The sequence below is a fragment of the Pseudomonas sp. Pseusp18 genome (assembly GCF_059506005.1).
This window is the reverse complement of sequence record NZ_CP169240.1, coordinates 5,628,301-5,646,653: the sequence shown is the minus strand read 5'-3', so window position 1 is coordinate 5,646,653 and position 18,353 is coordinate 5,628,301. Positions and strand designations below refer to the sequence as shown.

16 protein-coding genes, 2 tRNA genes and 1 rRNA gene are annotated in these 18,353 nt (G+C 57.7%); 15 read left to right on the top strand and 4 right to left on the bottom strand.

The window, feature by feature from the left end:
• Positions 1-243 precede the first annotated feature (243 nt).
• The 3 genes from ACEN9A_RS25385 to ACEN9A_RS25375 are packed head-to-tail and all read left to right on the top strand — an operon-like array spanning position 244 to position 2,873.
• Positions 244-1,227 carry a FecCD family ABC transporter permease gene (locus ACEN9A_RS25385; RefSeq protein ID WP_258674215.1) on the top strand — a complete coding sequence of 328 codons (984 nt, stop codon included), beginning with the start codon at positions 244-246 and terminating at the stop codon, positions 1,225-1,227.
• Positions 1,227-1,994, top strand: coding sequence for a heme ABC transporter ATP-binding protein (locus tag ACEN9A_RS25380; protein WP_258671175.1), 768 nt, complete (start codon positions 1,227-1,229; stop codon positions 1,992-1,994). Before ACEN9A_RS25385 ends, ACEN9A_RS25380 begins: the two co-directional genes overlap by 1 nt.
• Before the next feature lie 12 nt (positions 1,995-2,006).
• Positions 2,007-2,873, top strand: a complete 867-nt coding sequence (locus tag ACEN9A_RS25375; RefSeq protein ID WP_258671174.1) for a ChaN family lipoprotein — start codon at positions 2,007-2,009, stop codon at positions 2,871-2,873.
• A 268-nt stretch (positions 2,874-3,141) separates the two neighbouring features.
• On the opposite strand, the gene ACEN9A_RS25370 is transcribed toward ACEN9A_RS25375, so the two are convergent.
• The 3 genes from ACEN9A_RS25370 to ACEN9A_RS25360 all read right to left on the bottom strand — a co-directional run bounded on the left by ACEN9A_RS25370 (position 3,142) and on the right by ACEN9A_RS25360 (position 5,650).
• Entirely contained in the window at positions 3,142-3,414 is a 273-nt protein-coding gene (locus tag ACEN9A_RS25370; protein ID WP_009050884.1) for a TfoX/Sxy family protein, read from the bottom strand.
• Between the two features lie 243 nt (positions 3,415-3,657).
• Positions 3,658-4,002: a pentapeptide repeat-containing protein gene (locus ACEN9A_RS25365; RefSeq protein ID WP_019582853.1), complete on the bottom strand. Its 345-nt coding sequence runs from the start codon at positions 4,000-4,002 to the stop codon at positions 3,658-3,660.
• 91 nt (positions 4,003-4,093) lie between these two features.
• Positions 4,094-5,650: a bifunctional aminoglycoside phosphotransferase/ATP-binding protein gene (locus ACEN9A_RS25360; RefSeq protein WP_258671173.1), complete on the bottom strand. Its 1,557-nt coding sequence runs from the start codon at positions 5,648-5,650 to the stop codon at positions 4,094-4,096.
• Between the two features lie 118 nt (positions 5,651-5,768).
• Between ACEN9A_RS25360 and mrcB the strand changes: the two genes are divergently transcribed.
• Genes mrcB through ACEN9A_RS25345 form a run of 3 tightly spaced genes read left to right on the top strand, consistent with a single transcriptional unit; the run spans position 5,769 to position 9,173 of the window.
• Entirely contained in the window at positions 5,769-8,087 is a 2,319-nt protein-coding gene (gene mrcB, locus ACEN9A_RS25355) for a penicillin-binding protein 1B (RefSeq protein ID WP_258671172.1), read from the top strand.
• A 16-nt stretch (positions 8,088-8,103) separates the two neighbouring features.
• Positions 8,104-8,838, top strand: a complete 735-nt coding sequence (locus tag ACEN9A_RS25350; protein WP_019582850.1) for a tetratricopeptide repeat protein — start codon at positions 8,104-8,106, stop codon at positions 8,836-8,838.
• Entirely contained in the window at positions 8,838-9,173 is a 336-nt protein-coding gene (locus ACEN9A_RS25345; RefSeq protein WP_258671171.1) for a YqcC family protein, read from the top strand. Before ACEN9A_RS25350 ends, ACEN9A_RS25345 begins: the two co-directional genes overlap by 1 nt.
• A gap of 20 nt (positions 9,174-9,193) precedes the next feature.
• Here the strand turns inward: ACEN9A_RS25345 and ACEN9A_RS25340 are convergent, their stop codons facing one another.
• Positions 9,194-9,616 (bottom strand): DUF4124 domain-containing protein, encoded by a 423-nt coding sequence (locus tag ACEN9A_RS25340; RefSeq protein WP_258671170.1) that lies wholly within the window; start codon positions 9,614-9,616, stop codon positions 9,194-9,196.
• A gap of 399 nt (positions 9,617-10,015) precedes the next feature.
• Between ACEN9A_RS25340 and ACEN9A_RS25335 the strand changes: the two genes are divergently transcribed.
• The 9 genes from ACEN9A_RS25335 (at position 10,016) to ACEN9A_RS25295 (ending at position 18,344) form a co-directional block, all read left to right on the top strand.
• Positions 10,016-11,740: an acetolactate synthase 3 large subunit gene (locus ACEN9A_RS25335; RefSeq protein ID WP_026331976.1), complete on the top strand. Its 1,725-nt coding sequence runs from the start codon at positions 10,016-10,018 to the stop codon at positions 11,738-11,740.
• Between the two features lie 2 nt (positions 11,741-11,742).
• Positions 11,743-12,234: an acetolactate synthase small subunit gene (gene ilvN / locus ACEN9A_RS25330; RefSeq protein ID WP_003205610.1), complete on the top strand. Its 492-nt coding sequence runs from the start codon at positions 11,743-11,745 to the stop codon at positions 12,232-12,234.
• Positions 12,235-12,280: 46 nt separating this feature from the next.
• The gene (ilvC, locus tag ACEN9A_RS25325; protein WP_003228216.1) at positions 12,281-13,297 is read left to right on the top strand and encodes a ketol-acid reductoisomerase; all 1,017 of its coding nucleotides are present in this window, start codon (positions 12,281-12,283) and stop codon (positions 13,295-13,297) included.
• A gap of 145 nt (positions 13,298-13,442) precedes the next feature.
• Positions 13,443-14,300: a CDP-diacylglycerol--serine O-phosphatidyltransferase gene (gene pssA, locus ACEN9A_RS25320; protein WP_008006914.1), complete on the top strand. Its 858-nt coding sequence runs from the start codon at positions 13,443-13,445 to the stop codon at positions 14,298-14,300.
• Positions 14,301-14,363: 63 nt separating this feature from the next.
• Positions 14,364-15,377 (top strand): protein-methionine-sulfoxide reductase catalytic subunit MsrP, encoded by a 1,014-nt coding sequence (msrP, locus tag ACEN9A_RS25315; protein ID WP_258671169.1) that lies wholly within the window; start codon positions 14,364-14,366, stop codon positions 15,375-15,377.
• Positions 15,377-15,997, top strand: a complete 621-nt coding sequence (gene msrQ / locus ACEN9A_RS25310; RefSeq protein WP_258671168.1) for a protein-methionine-sulfoxide reductase heme-binding subunit MsrQ — start codon at positions 15,377-15,379, stop codon at positions 15,995-15,997. Before msrP ends, msrQ begins: the two co-directional genes overlap by 1 nt.
• Before the next feature lie 544 nt (positions 15,998-16,541).
• Positions 16,542-18,080 (top strand): 16S ribosomal RNA (locus ACEN9A_RS25305).
• 82 nt (positions 18,081-18,162) lie between these two features.
• Positions 18,163-18,239 (top strand) — tRNA-Ile (locus tag ACEN9A_RS25300).
• A 29-nt stretch (positions 18,240-18,268) separates the two neighbouring features.
• A tRNA-Ala gene (locus ACEN9A_RS25295) sits at positions 18,269-18,344 on the top strand.
• Positions 18,345-18,353: the final 9 nt, after the last annotated feature.

Genomic DNA, 18,353 nt, shown 5'->3' with positions numbered 1-18,353 from the left:
TCCTCAAGTCCAGCAGCTCGTGACCCGGAATGTCCGAGCTTGACGTTCAAATGCAAGCAATTATCAAATGGTAGCTCGCCCTCGGGGCGATTACCGGATGCCGAGAATATTTGGCCTGTCATCTCTATGCCTGGGAAACCTTTAAAGGAGGCTGTTTATGCACCTGTTCGATCCCGGTACGACTGGCCAATGACCCTTCTGATTAAACCTCGTGCGTTGTTCATTGGCTTGAGCCTGTTGTGTTTGCTGGCGATCTGGCTGTCGCTGGCGTTAGGGCCGGTGAGTTTGCCGTTGTTCGACACCTTGCGCGCGTCGCTGCGCTTGGTCGGCCTGCCGATTGCTGCCGACGGGTTGGAGCAGGCCGAACTGATCCTCGGGCAAATCCGCCTGCCGCGAACCTTGCTGGGCTTGGCGGTGGGCGGCGTTCTGGCGCTGTCCGGCGTGGCGATGCAGGGCTTGTTTCGCAATCCTCTGGCCGACCCGGGCCTGGTGGGGGTGTCGAGCGGTGCGGCACTGGGCGCGGCTATCGCGATTGTCGGCGGCTCGGTATTCGGTGGACTGTCTGAATCCATCGGACCTTATCTGTTGTCAGTGTGCGCGTTTCTCGGCGGGTTGGGTGTGACGGCGCTGGTCTATCGACTGGGGCGACGCGATGGCCAGACCAACGTCGCGACCATGCTGCTGGCTGGTATTGCATTGACTGCCCTGGCTGGTTCGGCGGTCGGGCTCTTCACCTATCTGGCGGATGACGCGACCCTGCGCACCCTGACGTTCTGGAACCTGGGCAGTCTTAACGGCGCCAGTTATGCGCGACTCTGGCCGTTGCTGCTGGTGAGCACCGGCGTGGCGCTGTGGTTGCCGCGTCGGGCCAAGGCCTTGAACGCATTGTTGCTGGGGGAGTCGGAGGCCGGCCACCTGGGTATCGACGTCGAAGGACTCAAGCGCGAATTGGTGTTCTGCACGGCGCTGGGTGTCGGCGCGGCGGTAGCAGCGGCGGGGATGATCGGGTTTGTCGGCCTGGTGGTGCCGCATCTGGTGCGACTGCTGGTCGGCCCCGATCATCGGGTGTTGTTGCCGGCGTCGGTGTTGGCGGGGGCCAGTCTCCTATTATTTGCCGATCTGGTGGCGCGGCTGGCGCTGGCGCCGGCTGAGTTGCCGATCGGGATTGTCACGGCCTTCATCGGCGCGCCGTTCTTTCTGTATTTATTGCTCAGGGGGCGTGCCTGATGTTGCGAACGCAGAACCTGCAAATCCGCCGCGGTCGAAAGATTGTCCTGACGGACATCACCCTTGAGCTTAAGCCGGGCGAAGTCCTCGGCGTATTGGGTCCTAACGGCGCCGGCAAAAGCACGTTGCTCGGCGCCCTGTGCGGCGAATTGCCTGCGGACCACGGCAGCGTCTGGCTCGATGAGCGTGAGCTGAGTCATTGGAACGGAGCGCAGCGAGCCCGGCGTTTGGCGGTGTTGCCGCAAGTGTCGACCCTGGACTTTGCCTTTCGCGTCGAAGAAGTGGTCGGCATGGGCCGCCTGCCTTATCAAAGCGGTCGGGTCCGGGATGACGAGATTGTCGCCGCCGCGCTACAGGCGGCCGATGCGGGGCACTTGAGCGGTCGCAGTTATCTGGCGTTGTCCGGCGGCGAACGTCAGCGGGTGCATTTGGCGCGAGTGTTGGCGCAGCTTTGGCCGGGCGAGGCGGGGCAGACGTTGTTGCTCGATGAGCCGACGTCGATGCTCGACCCGCTGCATCAGCACACCACTCTGCAAGCGGTGCGTGAATTCGCCGATCGCGGTGCGGCGGTGCTGGTGATCTTGCATGATCTGAACCTGGCGGCGCGTTATTGTGATCGCCTGTTACTGCTCGAAGGTGGGCGTCCTGTGGTGCTGGACACGCCGGAGCAGGTATTGCGCCCGGAACCGCTCAAGGCTGTGTTTGGGCTGGAAGTATTGGTGCAACCGCACCCGGAGCGTGGGCATCCGCTGATCATCGCCCGCTGAGGTGTTTTAGGGATGAAAACACGCGTGATAGTTTTTCTGGCTGCGCTGTTACTGAGTGCCTGCCAGCATGTAGCGGTACCGCCGCCGGTCAGCGGCGAAATCCGGGATCTGCGCAGCGGTCAGGTCCTGACAGCGCAAGAACTGCTTGCACGGCTGGCTGAACCTTCGCGGCTGATCGTCGGTGAGCAGCATGACAATCGTGATCACCATCAACTGCAATTGTGGATATTGCAGGCACTGGGTGAGCGACGGCCTCAAGGCAGTCTGCTGCTGGAAATGCTGACGCCGGCTCAGCAACAGCGCGTCGATGACGTTCGGCATGCCTCACCGCTGCCGACCGACTTGGCCGGGGCATTGGCCTGGCAGCCGGGATGGGACTGGAGTCTATACGGGCCGATCGTTCGTTTTGCCCTGACTCGGCCATACCCGTTACTGGCGGCCAATCTGGATACGCCTGAAGTCCGTACGGTTTATGCCAAACCGCCAACATTGAGCGGTACGCGATCCAACGCTCCCACGGTCAAGAATGAGTTGCTGGCACAGATCAGCGATTCCCACTGCGGCTTGTTGCCTGAATCACAGATGCCCGCGATGCTGGCCGTCCAGCAGCAGCGTGACCGGCGGATAGCCGAGCGATTACTGGCGGCACCGATGCCTTCACTGTTGTTTGCCGGCGCGTTCCACGCACGCAAGGATGTCGGGGTGCCGATCCATGTGCTGGATCTGGGTGAGCAGGCTCCAACGGTATTGATGCTGGCGGAGCAGGGCGCTGAGGTCACGCCGGCCATGGCTGATTACGTCTGGTATACGCCAGCCACGCCGCCACAGGATTACTGCGCGCAAATGCGCAAGCAGTTCGGCAAGCCGTCAGGCCAATAAAATCAGGTGAGTTTTCCACAGGCAAAAAAAGACCCGGCAAGAGCCGGGTCAAATAACCGTGATTAGCCTGATGAGGAGATAATCTGAGAGTCCGAACCAAGGGCTTTTCAGAATATCGACCAGTCTCGCGACCAGTTGTGATAATCATATCGATTCTCATTACCAAGTCAACCGCTGATTTCTCGTTTCCGTGAATTACGTCGTTCCTTCGCTGGAAAGCCTCGTAATCATTGGGTTTCAGGCTGTGCGTTCGAGTGAAATTATCCGTTCAATTCTTGTGGCGAGACGAAATAGCATCCAGCTGTTTGTTCAAGGCTTCCTTGCGCTCGGCGGGAATGTCGTTCCAGTGAACATCCATCAACGCGCCTTCAATCGCATACAACAACACCTTGGACGCCCGAAAACCGCGAGTGCGCACGGCCCGATAAGCATCCACAGCTCCCAGCCGACGCAAGTCCGAGGCACTGTGGATGCCCACGGCATGCAGCCATTGCGCCGACGTCTTGCCAAGATTCTTCAGGTGTTGCAGTTCATCATTCATCAAGCCTCCTTGCGACAGCCGAATGGTGCGTGGGCGAGCCTCTCAGCAGTGTAGCCATCAGTAGGAAAAGCGTGATTGTTTGGTCGGTTTCGACGCAAAAGCTTCTAAGAGGAAAACTCAAGAAGCGGCGGGAAAAGGTGGCTGATGCAACCCGATGGCGTATGGAAAATTGAGTTTTCGAGCAAAAAAACTACAAAGTCCAGCGCAAAGCGGGGGGCGCCGGACTGAGTGAAACATCGCTTTTTAGCGGGTGCGATAACGCAGGCGTGTCCCGAAATTCATCGACATCAGAATCTCATCGGCACTCAGCTCTGGCGGGAAGTAGGCGCCGGAGATCTGCGCGTGGGCCAGGCTCGCGCCTTCCAGGGATGAGTTGCGAAAGTCGATGCCGCGCAAGTCGGCAGAGCGGAAATAGGCATCGGTGAAGTCGATGCCGTCGGCGTTCAGTTCACGCAGATCGAGCCCGCGGAAGTCACCACCGACCATGTCGATAGGTCCATCTTTCGGGCGTTCATTATTGAAGCTTGTGATGTCGTCTTTGTGCAGCAAGGCATAAAGCGGGGTGTCGAGAAGTTTCGGCTGGCTCATGTCACATCACCTGATGGTTTTATGACGCCAGTATAGTGCCACTATTTGACAGCCGTGAAGCCGGCGAGGGCTTCACGGTTGAAATAGTTTCTTACAGGCCTGGCAGGCGTTGGCGAATTTGCGCTACGACGGTGTCGAGGGTGCCACTTTCATTGGTCTGGACGCGTTTGCTGCAGAGGATTTCTGCGGGCGTCAGGGCTTCGCGGCTGGCTTGCTGGGCAGCGATAACAGCCAGGTTGGCGTCGGACGGATCGTTGTTGTCCGCCTGGCGTTGCTTCAACCAGCTCTCGATCACCGCTTGAGGTGCGTCGCAATCGAGGATCAGGAACGGCGCGCCGGTGGCCTCGGCGATTTTTGCCGCGCTGTCGCGTTGGTCGCGCTTGAGATAAGTGGCATCGATCACCACCGGGAAGCCGGCACGCAGAATCACATTGGCAACTTCATGCAGACGGGCATAGGTGGCGACGCTGGCGTCGGCGCTATAAATGCCGGCCTGCGGGGCGTTCGGTACGGTCTGTTCGCCGAACATACGCTTGCGCTCTACATCCGAACGCAGGCGAATGGCGCCCAATGCCTCCACCAGGCGCATGGCCACATGGCTTTTGCCGACGGCGGAAACACCGTGGGTAATCGCCAGGAAACGCGAAGGAATGGTGCTGTAGCTTTCCGCCAGGTTGGCGTAGTTGCGGTACTGACGCAGAGTGGTAGCGCGCTGCACCGGGTCGGCTTCGGCCGGCATGCTGAACAGGCTGACCTTGGCGCGAACCAGCGCGCGGTAGGCTTTATAGAAGTTCAGCAGCTCAAGGCCCTGGTAGTCGCCGGTCAGTTCCAGGTATTGGCTGATGAAACGGCGCGCCAGGCTCTTCAGGCCGCGGTCTTCCAGGTCCATTGCCAGGAAACCGGTGTCGGCGTAAACGTCGGTGAAGCGGAACGGTTCGTTGAACTCGATGCAGTCGAAGATCACCACTTTGCCGTCGATCACGGTAGCGTTGCCCAGGTGAATGTCACCATGGCATTCACGAATGAAGCCGTCGGCCTTGCGCTGGGCGAACAGCGGCTTGAGGCGCTCGAAGCTGCTTTCGGCCCAGGCTTGCAGTGCCTCGAGTTGCAACAGATCGGCCTTGTCGCTGAGGAACGGACGGATCTGTTCGAAGTTCTGCCGTACCGGCGCCATGACGCTGTCCGGCGTGCCGGCTTCGTGTTCGGCAGGCACTTTCGGCGCGCTGAGGTGGAATTGAGCGATCTGCGCGGCCATCTCGTCGATGTGCGCGGTGGTCAATTCGCCGTTGGCTTGCAGGGTGCTGAGCAGTTGGCTTTGTGGGAACTGACGCATTTTCAGGGCGTAGTCGACAACCGGACCATCGCCGCCCAATTGTGGTGCCTCGGCGCTGCCGGTGATCGGCAACACTTCAAGGTACAAGTCATGGGTCAAGCGCTGGTTCAGGCGCAGCTCTTCACCGCAGAAATGCTCGCGAGCCTCAAGGCTGGTGAAGTCGAGGAAGCCGAAATTCACCGGCTTCTTCACTTTATAAGCATAGGGGCCTGTGAGTATCACCCAGGAAATATGGGTCTCGATGACCTGGAACCCTTCTACAGGATGCGGGTAGAGGGCCGGGTTTTGCAGGGCAGCGATCAGGGACTGGCTCACAGGTGATCCTTCAGAGTCTGGGGGGAATTCAAGGCCGTCATTATGGCTGCAAGTCCGTCCGACGCAAACCTCAGAGGGCTCCTGTTGAGGATGAATAAAGTGCGTATAATCCGCCGCCATGACTCGATCCCGATCCCCCCGCACCCCTAAAAAACCACCTTCCAAGGGCATGCGCCCCTGGCTGGGCTGGGCCCTTAAACTCAGCCTGGTCGGCCTTGTGGTGCTTGCCGGGTTCGCGGTTTACCTCGATGCCGTGGTCCAGGAGAAGTTCTCCGGCAAGCGCTGGACCATCCCGGCCAAGGTGTACGCGCGCCCGCTTGAGCTGTTCGTCGGACAAAAGCTCAGCAAGGACGACTTCCTCACCGAACTCGACGCCTTGGGCTACCGGCGCGAAGCGGTCAGCAACGGCCCCGGCGCGGCGGCGGTCAATGGCAATACCGTCGACTTGAATACCCGAGGCTTCCAGTTCTATGAAGGCATGGAGCAGGCGCAGCCCGTGCGCGTGCGGTTCTCCGGCGATTACGTGGCCGAGCTCTCGGCGACCAACGGTTCGAAGCTTTCCGTGGTGCGACTGGAGCCGCTGCTGATCGGCGGCATTTACCCGAAAAACCTTGAAGACCGCATCCTGATCAAGATCGATCAGGTTCCGCCGTATCTGCTCGAAACCCTGGTTGCCGTAGAAGACCGGGATTTCTACAGCCACTGGGGCGTGTCGCCGAAGTCGATTGCTCGAGCTATCTATGTCAACACCTCGGGCGGCAAGATGACCCAGGGCGGTAGTACGCTGACGCAACAGTTGGTCAAGAACTTCTACCTCACCAATGAACGCAGCCTGACCCGTAAGCTCACCGAAGCCATGATGGCGATGTTGCTTGAGCTGCATTACGACAAGAGCGAAATTCTTGAGGCTTACCTCAATGAAGTGTTCGTCGGCCAGGATGGTCAGCGCGCGGTGCACGGCTTCGGCCTGGCCAGCCAGTTCTTCTTCGGGCAGCCATTGTCCGAGCTGAAACTGCATCAAGTCGCTTTGTTGGTGGGCATGGTCAAGGGGCCGTCCTATTACAACCCGCGTCGCAACCCTGAGCGGGCGCTGGAGCGGCGCAATCTGGTACTCGATGTTCTGAAGGAACAAGGCGTTGCCAGCGCCGAGCAGGTTGAGGCGGCGAAGAAAATGCCACTGGGTGTGACCACTCGCGGCAAGTTGGCCGACAGCTCGTTCCCGGGCTTCCTCGATCTGGTCAAACGTCAGTTGCGCGAAGACTACCGCGACGAAGACTTGACTGAAGAAGGGCTGCGAATCTTCACCAGTTTCGACCCGATCCTGCAGATGAAAGCCGAAGCTTCGGTCAACGACACGTTCAAGCGCTTGGCCGGGCGCAAGGGTTCCGATGACGTGGAAGCGGCGATGGTCGTGACCAACCCGGAAACCGGTGAGGTCCAGGCCATGATCGGCAGCCGTCAGGCGAGTTTTGCCGGTTTTAACCGTGCGTTGGACGCGGTGCGACCGATCGGCTCTTTGATCAAGCCGGCGGTTTATCTGACCGCTCTTGAAAAGCCGAGCCAGTACACGCTGACCAGTTGGCTATCGGATGACTACTTCTCGGTCAAAGGCGCGGATGGTCAGATCTGGAAACCACAGAACTATGATCGCCGCTCCCACGGCACGGTGTTCCTGTACCAAGGGTTGGCGCATTCCTACAACCTGTCGACCGCGCGTCTCGGGTTGGCGGTGGGCGTGCCGAATGTCTTGAAGACCCTGGCACGACTGGGGGTGAGTCGCGAGTTCCCGGCGTTCCCGTCGATGTTGCTCGGTGCCGGCGGTATGACCCCGATCGAAGTGGCGACCATGTACCAGACGCTGGCCAATGGCGGGTTCAATACGCCGATGCGCGGGATTCGCAGCGTACTGACTGCCGAGGGCGAGCCGCTCAAGCGTTATCCGTTCCAGATTCAGCAGCAATTTGATCCGGCGTCCATTTACCTGATCCAGAACGCCATGCAGCGCGTCATGCGTGAAGGTACCGGCAGTTCGGTTTACAACGTGTTGCCGAAAACCCTGACCCTGGCCGGCAAGACCGGTACCAGTAACGATTCGCGGGACAGCTGGTTCGCCGGTTTCAGTCAGGATCTGCTGGCCGTGGTCTGGCTGGGGCGCGATGATAATGGCAAGACACCGTTTACCGGTGCCACCGGTGCGTTGCAGGTCTGGACCAGTTTCATGCGCAAGGCCGATCCGCTGCCGCTGGACATGCCGCAGCCGGATAACATTGTTCAGGCCTGGGTCGATTCACGTACCGGGCAAGGTTCCGAAGCCAGCTGCCCAGGCGCGGTGCAGATGCCGTATATTCGCGGCAGCGAACCGCCTCCCGGTGCTGCTTGCGGTGGCGAAAGCCCTGCTGAATCGGTGATGGATTGGGTCAAGGGCTGGATGAATTAAGCAAAGAGGATTTGAAGTGAACAAGTGGTTGATTCCAGCGGTGACTGCCGTGGCTTTGCTCAGCGGCTGCTCCACTGTACAGCGTGGTTCGATCCCGGTTGTGGACGCCGGGACTGCTGTCTCCAACAGTGAGCGGATTTCGGCGAATGGCGGTTTCCGTCAGTCGACGGTGAAACGTCCTGTACAAGCTCAGACTCAGGCGATCCCGCAAGGTGACACCGGGGTCGTGGTGATGGTCCCGGGTGGTGGCGCCGTCTCCTCGGCACCGATCAGCACTTCGCCGATCACCCCGGGTCCGATTACTCCAGGGCCGATCGATACCTCGCCGGTTCAGTCGGCACCGATCAATCAGGGCAGTTACAGCATGCCGTCGACGCCCAGCGGGATTCCTTCGGCGAACTCCGGCGGTCTGTCCGCCGATGAGCAACTGGACGGTCCGGTCCTGGCATTGTTGACCACCGCCCAGCAGCAACAGGCCAGTGGCGACCTTAATGGCGCATCTTCCAGCCTCGAACGTGCCCAGCGTGTTGCACCGCGCGAGCCGCAAGTGCTTTATCGCCTGGCCCAGGTACGTATGGCTCAAGGTGATGCGGCGCAGGCCGAGCAGTTTGCCCGTCGTGGCCTGACGTTCGCCAATGGGCGTCCGGATCTTCAGGCCAGCCTGTGGGAATTGATCGCCCAGGCCCGTGAGAAGCAGGGTGACCCGGCCGGTGCAGCGTTGGCTCGTCAGAAGGCCAAGGTTTCGCTGTGATGGATATGCGCTTTCCGAAGATTGCCGAGCAGTTGCTGTTGATCGAGCGCGAACTGCGCGTTCAGGGTTGGTGGGATGAAGTGCCGCCGTCCGCTGAGGCGCTCTCCAGCGTTGAACCGTTTTCGGTGGATACGCTGGATTTCGAGCAGTGGCTGCAATGGATCTTCCTGCCAAGGATGAAGTCGATCCTGGAGCAGAACCTGCCATTGCCCAACGCATCGGGGATTCAGGAGATGGCCGAGATGGTCTTCGCCTCCCGCAACGTCCGGGGCAAGGATCGGCAGCTTCAGGTCTTGCTCAAAGAGTTCGACGTGTTGATCACCGCTTCCCGCTGATCCCGAACCCTCGACAGCTCCTACATGCAGTTTTTCGTAATCTGTTTCTGTGCTTCGGTGATGCGCTCCTGACGTTGTTGGTCGGTCAGGCGGCGCGTCTCGCCGTCGACTTCCTCCCGCAATCTCGGATTGTTCTGCAATTGAGCCAGGTTCGTCCGAGCCTGTTCGCAGAACACTTTTAGCTGGGCCTGCTGCTCGGCGACCTGCTTTTTCACTTTTTTATCGATGGCTTTTTGATCGCCTATGACGTTGCCGCGCGATGGCGCGCTCGGCTTGCCGACGGGCGGGGAGGGCGTGACCATCAAGGTGGCCTCTCGGCCCTGGGGTGGTTGCGCATCGAAATGGGTGACGCCCTGGGCATCGACCCATTTATAGATCTGACCCGCCATGCACAAAGGGCTCAGGCTGATCAGCAAGCTGGCGGTGAAGATGAGCGTTCGCATGCCATTTCCTTATCGGGGGTGCGCAATTGAAGCTAACACAGTTGCGGTTTAAAGGTTTTTTCTTGCGTTCTCATGCGCTTAGTTCAATAAAGCACATTGACGGCTTGACTTGCGATGGGCGAAACAGAAGAATCCAAAGTCCGCTGTAGAGGGACTGCCAGAAGCAGACCCACTCGGTAGATCATGAGGCGCACATCCGCGCCGACCTGTTACACCCGCAACGCGTTACCTCGCGCTGGGTGGGAAAGGCCCGCAACACTTGGGACGATCCCAATACTTGCTCAGTCAGTGCTGACGTAGTCGGCGACCACCGTCGCTCATGCTCTGCCGAGAAGTAAACCTATTAAGACCCGTCCTCTTGTATGTGGGCGGTATTCTGGCGTTTTAGAGGTGAACAACGTGGAGCTTTTATCTGGCGGTGAGATGCTCGTCCGCTTCTTGCGTGACGAAGGCGTCAAATATATCTACGGGTACCCGGGTGGTGCTCTTCTTCATGTCTACGATGCCCTGTTCAAAGAACCGGAAGTGACCCACATCCTGGTTCGTCACGAGCAGGCTGCGACCCACATGGCTGACGGCTATGCCCGTGCCACCGGTAAAGCCGGCGTGGTACTGGTGACGTCCGGCCCGGGCGCAACCAACGCCATCACCGGTATTGCCACGGCCTACATGGACTCCATTCCGATGGTGATCATTTCCGGCCAGGTGCCAAGCACCATGGTAGGTACCGATGCGTTCCAGGAAACCGACATGATCGGTATCTCCCGGCCGATCGTGAAGCACAGCTTCATGATCAAGCACGCCTCGGAAATCCCGGAAGTCATGAAGAAGGCGTTCTACCTGGCGCAATCCGGTCGTCCTGGTCCGGTCGTTGTTGATATCCCGAAAGATATGACCAACCCGGCCGAGAAGTTCGAATACATCTTCCCGAAAAAAGCCAAGCTGCGTTCCTACAGCCCGGCCGTTCGCGGTCACTCCGGGCAAATCCGCAAGGCAGCCGAAATGCTCCTGGCGGCCAAGCGCCCTGTGTTGTATTCGGGCGGCGGCGTGATCCTCGGTGGTGGCTCTGCGCCGCTGACCGAGCTGGCGAAGATGCTCAACCTGCCAGTGACCAATACCCTGATGGGCCTGGGTGCCTACCCTGGCACCGACCGTCAGTTCATCGGCATGCTCGGCATGCACGGCAGCTACACCGCCAACCTGGCGATGCACCATGCTGATGTGATCCTTGCAGTCGGCGCGCGTTTCGATGACCGCGTGATCAACGGCCCGGCCAAGTTCTGCCCGAATGCCAAGATCATTCACATCGACATCGACCCGGCTTCGATTTCCAAGACCATCAAGGCAGACGTGCCTATTGTTGGCCCGGTCGAGAGCGTCCTGACCGAAATGGTCGCGATCCTCAAGGAAATCGGCGAGACCCCGAACAAGGAGTCCGTTGCCAGCTGGTGGAAGCAAGTTGATGAGTGGCGCGGTGACCGCGGTCTGTTCCCTTACGACAAGGGCGACGGCAGCGTGATCAAGCCGCAGACCGTGATCGAAACCCTGTGCGAAGTGACCAAGGGCGACGCCTTTGTGACCTCCGACGTGGGTCAGCATCAGATGTTCGCGGCGCAGTACTACAAGTTCAACAAGCCGAATCGCTGGATCAACTCCGGTGGCCTGGGCACCATGGGCTTCGGTTTTCCGGCGGCCATGGGCATCAAGCTGAGCTTCCCGGATGACGATGTCGCCTGTGTAACAGGCGAGGGCAGCATCCAGATGAACATTCAGGAACTGTCGACCTGCCTGCAATACGGTTTGCCGGTAAAAATCGTCATCCTGAACAATGGCGTGCTGGGTATGGTTCGCCAGTGGCAGGACATGAGTTATGGCAGCCGTCACTCGCACTCCTACATGGAATCGCTGCCTGACTTCGTCAAACTGGCAGAGGCCTATGGTCACGTTGGCGTGCGCATCACCGACTCGAAAGATTTGAAGTCGAAGATGGAGGAGGCGTTCGCCATGAAAGATCGCCTGGTGGTTATCGATATCTCGGTTGACACAAGCGAGCACGTCTACCCGATGCAGATCAAAGACGGCTCCATGCGTGATATGTGGTTGAGCAAGACGGAGCGTACTTAATCATGCGGCACATTATTTCCCTGCTTCTGGAAAACGAACCGGGCGCTCTGTCTCGTGTAGTCGGCCTGTTTTCGCAGCGCAACTACAACATCGAAAGCCTGACCGTGGCGCCAACCGAAGACCCGACTTTGTCGCGTCTGACGCTGACCACTGTCGGCCATGATGAAATCATCGAGCAGATCACCAAGAACCTGAACAAACTGATCGAAGTGGTCAAACTGGTCGACTTGTCGGAGAGTGCTCACATCGAGCGCGAACTGATGCTGGTCAAGGTCAAGGCCACCGGCGCCCAGCGCGCCGAGATCAAGCGCACCACCGATATTTATCGTGGGCAGATCGTTGATGTCAGCGCCAGCGTGTATACCGTTCAATTGACCGGTACCAGCGACAAGCTCGACAGCTTCATTCAATCGATCGGCACTGCCTCGATTCTGGAAACCGTACGCAGTGGCGTCACCGGGATTGCCCGCGGCGACAAAGTACTGAGCATCTAAACCAAATTAGCGAATGGCCTGAGGGCCAGATATAAAGGGGAAATTCATGAAAGTTTTCTACGATAAAGACTGCGACCTGTCGATCATCCAGGGCAAGAAAGTTGCCATCATTGGCTACGGCTCCCAAGGCCACGCTCAAGCGTGCAACCTGAAAGACTCCGGTGTTGACGTTACCGTCGGCCTGCGTAAAGGTTCGGCCACCGTTGCCAAAGCCGAAGCCCACGGCCTGAAAGTGACCGACGTTGCTTCCGCCGTAGCAGCTGCCGACCTGGTCATGATCCTGACCCCGGACGAGTTCCAGTCCTCCCTGTACAAGAACGAAATCGAGCCGAACATCAAGAAAGGCGCCACCCTGGCCTTCTCCCACGGCTTCGCGATCCACTACAACCAGGTTGTGCCGCGCGCTGACCTCGACGTGATCATGATCGCGCCGAAAGCTCCGGGCCACACCGTGCGTTCCGAGTTCGTCAAAGGCGGCGGTATCCCTGACCTGATCGCTATCTACCAGGATGCTTCGGGCAACGCCAAAAACGTTGCACTGTCCTACGCTGCCGGCGTTGGTGGCGGTCGTACCGGCATCATCGAAACCACCTTCAAGGACGAGACCGAAACCGACCTGTTCGGCGAACAAGCCGTTCTGTGCGGCGGTACCGTTGAACTGGTAAAAGCCGGTTTCGAAACCCTGGTTGAAGCTGGCTACGCGCCGGAAATGGCCTACTTCGAATGCCTGCACGAACTGAAGCTGATCGTTGACCTCATGTACGAAGGCGGTATCGCCAACATGAACTACTCGATCTCTAACAACGCTGAGTACGGCGAGTACGTGACAGGTCCGGAAGTAATCAACGCCGAATCCCGTCAGGCCATGCGCAACGCCCTGAAACGTATTCAGGACGGCGAATACGCCAAGATGTTCATCAGCGAAGGCGCCACCGGCTATCCTTCGATGACCGCCAAGCGTCGTAACAACGCCGCTCACGGTATCGAAATCATCGGTGAGCAACTGCGCTCCATGATGCCGTGGATCGGTGCCAACAAGATCGTCGACAAAGCCAAGAACTAAGTCACGAGCTTGTACGGAAAACGCGGCCTAGGCCGCGTTTTTTCGTTTGGATCCGCCGGTTCTGGTATAAAGCTGCATCGTTTGCGGTCGAACCGTCGTCCCAGACACCTGTCGAAACTTTCCACCCCGTTGCAAGGTAATGTCCATGAGCGAACGTCCCGAAGAGCCAAAGCAGGCTTCTGACGCCGAAAGCCTTCTGCCCATCGATGAGCACATCGAAGAAGGGCATGACGCTGAAGGCCGTAAAGTCCGGCATCGTGGTATCTATCTTCTGCCGAATCTGTTCACCACTGCGAACCTGTTCGCAGGGTTCTATTCCATTATCAACTCGATGAGCGCCCAAAGCGCCTTGAGTGCCGGTGATGCAATCGGCGCGAGCAAATATTTTGCGTTTGCCGCGATCGCGATTTTCGTCGCCATGGTGCTCGACGGCCTCGACGGTCGCGTCGCTCGCATGACCAACACCCAAAGCGCCTTCGGTGCGGAGTACGACTCGCTGTCGGACATGGTTGCCTTTGGCGTCGCGCCGGCTTTGCTGGCATTCGGCTGGGCCTTGGGCGATATGGGCAAAGTCGGCTGGATGGTCGCCTTCATCTATGTGGCGGGTGCGGCGTTGCGCCTGGCGCGCTTCAACACGCAGGTCGGCACCGCTGACAAGCGCTACTTCATCGGTCTGGCCAGCCCGGCTGCGGCCGGTGTGGTCGCGGGCATTGTCTGGGCGTTCAGCGATTACGGCATTCAGGGTTCCAAAATGTCGTTCCTGGTTGCGCTGATGGTCGCCGCCGCGGGCATGCTGATGGTCAGTAACATCAAGTACAACAGCTTCAAGGAGCTGGACTTGAAGGGGCGCGTTCCCTTTGTCGCGATCCTGGCAGTGGTGCTGGTATTTGCCGTTGTATTCAGTGATCCGCCGCGCATCCTGCTGCTGGTTTTCCTTGCCTATGCGGCTTCCGGGCCGGTGCAGTACCTGCTGCGTCTTCGTCGGCACAAAAAAGCCGAGTAATGTAATTTCCCTCATACTCCGCAGTCTATGGGTGCATCTGTCCTCCATTGCTGCGGAGTTGCCATGCTGATCAAAGTCCCCAAAGCGTCTGACTGTCATGAGTCGGACGTCACGCCTGAATCTCTCTACCTTTCCCGTCGCAATATATTAGGCGCCGCTGTCGCCGGTTTGGCTGTGAGTACTCTGCCGCGCTGGGCGAGTGCCGACGATGCTGCGCGTTATGCCGATGTCGAGCCTGGCAAGGCGCCGTCCTGGTTTGCCGAAAAACTGCCTTCCACTAAATGGGGCGCGGTCAACGTCAAGGATGAAGCAATCACGCCTTTCAAGGATGCGACCCACTACAACAACTTCTATGAGTTCGGTACCGACAAAGGCGATCCTGCGGCCAACGCCGGCGGGCTGAAAACCGAACCGTGGAGCGTGGTGGTAGACGGGGAGGTGGGTAAGCCGGGGCGGTATGCGCTGGAAGACTTCATGAAGCCTTATCAGCTGGAAGAGCGTATTTATCGTCTTCGCTGTGTGGAGGCCTGGTCGATGGTCATTCCATGGATAGGTTTTCCCATTTCGGCTTTGCTGAAGGAAGTAGAACCGACGTCCAAGGCCAAATTCATTCGCTTTGAAACCCTGCAAGATCCCAAGAGTATGCCTGGACAGCGTTCTGGCTTTGCCTTGATCGACTGGCCATATGTAGAAGGGCTGCGCCTGGATGAGGCGATGAATCCGTTGGCGATTCTCGCTGTAGGCATGTATGGACGTGAGTTGCCCAATCAGAACGGTGCACCGCTACGTCTGGTGGTGCCGTGGAAATACGGCTTCAAGAGCATCAAGTCCATCGTGCGAATCAGTCTGGTCAGTGAGCAGCCGAAAACCACCTGGCAGAGCATTGCCTCGAATGAGTATGGTTTTTATGCGAACGTGAACCCGACAGTCGACCACCCGCGCTGGACGCAGGCACGGGAAAGACGTTTGCCGAGCGGTCTGTTCAAGCCCAATGTGCGGGACACGCAAATGTTCAACGGCTACTCGGATGAAGTCGCTTCTTTATATGCAGGGCTCGATCTGCGGAAGAATTACTGATGCGATATCTGTTCTGGCGTATTGGTGTCTTTATCGCCGCGGCGATTTGGCCGCTGCTTTGGTTGTATCAAGCCTGGGCGGATGTGCTGGGGCCTGATCCGGGAAAGGTGCTGGTTGATCGTCTGGGGTTGGGGGCGCTTGTCCTGCTGCTCATTACGTTAAGCATGACGCCTTTGCAGAAGCTCACCGGTTGGTCGGGGTGGATAGCTGTCCGACGGCAGTTGGGGTTGTGGTGTTTCGCCTATGTGGCTTTGCATTTGAGCGGCTATACGGCGTTCATCCTCGGCTTTGATTGGTCACAACTGGGTATCGAGTTGCGCAAGCGGCCGTACATTATCGTCGGGGTGCTGGGGTTTCTCGGTTTGTTGGTGCTGGCGGTTACCTCCAGTCGTTACAGTCAGCGGCGTTTGGGCGTTCGCTGGAAAAGATTGCATCGGTTGGTCTATGTGATTCTCGGGCTTGGGCTGCTGCATATGTTGTGGATTGTTCGTGCCGATCTGAGGGAGTGGGCGATCTACGCTTCTATAGGCGCGTTGTTATTAGTCTTGAGATTGCCGCCTGTAACCCGCCGAATTCCACGCTTAATTGTTAAAAAGGTACCTTCTGCAAGAAAGGCGTAATTAAAGGTTGACGGCAGATTTTGGACGTCTATAATTCGCCCCACTTCCGGCGCAGTCGAAACGGAAAACTCCTTGGTAAACAATGAGTTACGCAGTTTTAGGCAGCGGTTACGCTTCAGTTTATCGAAGCCAGAAGGAGTTGGTAGGGCAGGGTGTTGTCGCCTTATTGACGGTTCGATCTTCTCGGTCGAAAGCGGAGAAAAAGAGGTGTTGACAGCAGCGACTAACGCTGTAGAATTCGCCTCCCGCTAACGAGAGATCGGAAGCGCAAGTGGTTGAAGTTGCAAAGGAAACTTTGAAAACTTCTGAAAATAACCGCTTGACAGCAACAGAGGCTGCTGTAGAATGCGCGCCTCGGTTGAGACGAAAGATCTTAACCAACCGCTCTTTAACAACTGAATCAAGCAATTCGTGTGGGTGCTTGTGGAGTCAGACTGATAGTCAACAAGATTATCAGCATCACAAGTTACTCCGCGAGAAATCAAAGATGTAACCAACGATTGCTGAGCCAAGTTTAGGGTTTCTTAAAAACCCAAAGATGTTTGAACTGAAGAGTTTGATCATGGCTCAGATTGAACGCTGGCGGCAGGCCTAACACATGCAAGTCGAGCGGCAGCACGGGTACTTGTACCTGGTGGCGAGCGGCGGACGGGTGAGTAATGCCTAGGAATCTGCCTGGTAGTGGGGGATAACGTTCGGAAACGAACGCTAATACCGCATACGTCCTACGGGAGAAAGCAGGGGACCTTCGGGCCTTGCGCTATCAGATGAGCCTAGGTCGGATTAGCTAGTTGGTGAGGTAATGGCTCACCAAGGCGACGATCCGTAACTGGTCTGAGAGGATGATCAGTCACACTGGAACTGAGACACGGTCCAGACTCCTACGGGAGGCAGCAGTGGGGAATATTGGACAATGGGCGAAAGCCTGATCCAGCCATGCCGCGTGTGTGAAGAAGGTCTTCGGATTGTAAAGCACTTTAAGTTGGGAGGAAGGGCAGTTACCTAATACGTAATTGTTTTGACGTTACCGACAGAATAAGCACCGGCTAACTCTGTGCCAGCAGCCGCGGTAATACAGAGGGTGCAAGCGTTAATCGGAATTACTGGGCGTAAAGCGCGCGTAGGTGGTTCGTTAAGTTGGATGTGAAATCCCCGGGCTCAACCTGGGAACTGCATTCAAAACTGTCGAGCTAGAGTATGGTAGAGGGTGGTGGAATTTCCTGTGTAGCGGTGAAATGCGTAGATATAGGAAGGAACACCAGTGGCGAAGGCGACCACCTGGACTGATACTGACACTGAGGTGCGAAAGCGTGGGGAGCAAACAGGATTAGATACCCTGGTAGTCCACGCCGTAAACGATGTCAACTAGCCGTTGGGAGCCTTGAGCTCTTAGTGGCGCAGCTAACGCATTAAGTTGACCGCCTGGGGAGTACGGCCGCAAGGTTAAAACTCAAATGAATTGACGGGGGCCCGCACAAGCGGTGGAGCATGTGGTTTAATTCGAAGCAACGCGAAGAACCTTACCAGGCCTTGACATCCAATGAACTTTCCAGAGATGGATTGGTGCCTTCGGGAACATTGAGACAGGTGCTGCATGGCTGTCGTCAGCTCGTGTCGTGAGATGTTGGGTTAAGTCCCGTAACGAGCGCAACCCTTGTCCTTAGTTACCAGCACGTAATGGTGGGCACTCTAAGGAGACTGCCGGTGACAAACCGGAGGAAGGTGGGGATGACGTCAAGTCATCATGGCCCTTACGGCCTGGGCTACACACGTGCTACAATGGTCGGTACAGAGGGTTGCCAAGCCGCGAGGTGGAGCTAATCCCACAAAACCGATCGTAGTCCGGATCGCAGTCTGCAACTCGACTGCGTGAAGTCGGAATCGCTAGTAATCGCGAATCAGAATGTCGCGGTGAATACGTTCCCGGGCCTTGTACACACCGCCCGTCACACCATGGGAGTGGGTTGCACCAGAAGTAGCTAGTCTAACCTTCGGGGGGACGGTTACCACGGTGTGATTCATGACTGGGGTGAAGTCGTAACAAGGTAGCCGTAGGGGAACCTGCGGCTGGATCACCTCCTTAATCGACGACATCAGCTGCTCCATAAGTTCCCACACGAATTGCTTGATTCATTGAAGAAGACGATACGAAGCAGCCCGAAATTGGGTCTGTAGCTCAGTTGGTTAGAGCGCACCCCTGATAAGGGTGAGGTCGGCAGTTCGAATCTGCCCAGACCCACCAATTTTGTGTGGGAATACCTGTAGAAATACGGGGCCATAGCTCAGCTGGGAGAGCGCCTGCCTTGCACGCAGGAGGTCAACGGTTCGATCCCGTTTGGCTCCACCACTACTGCTT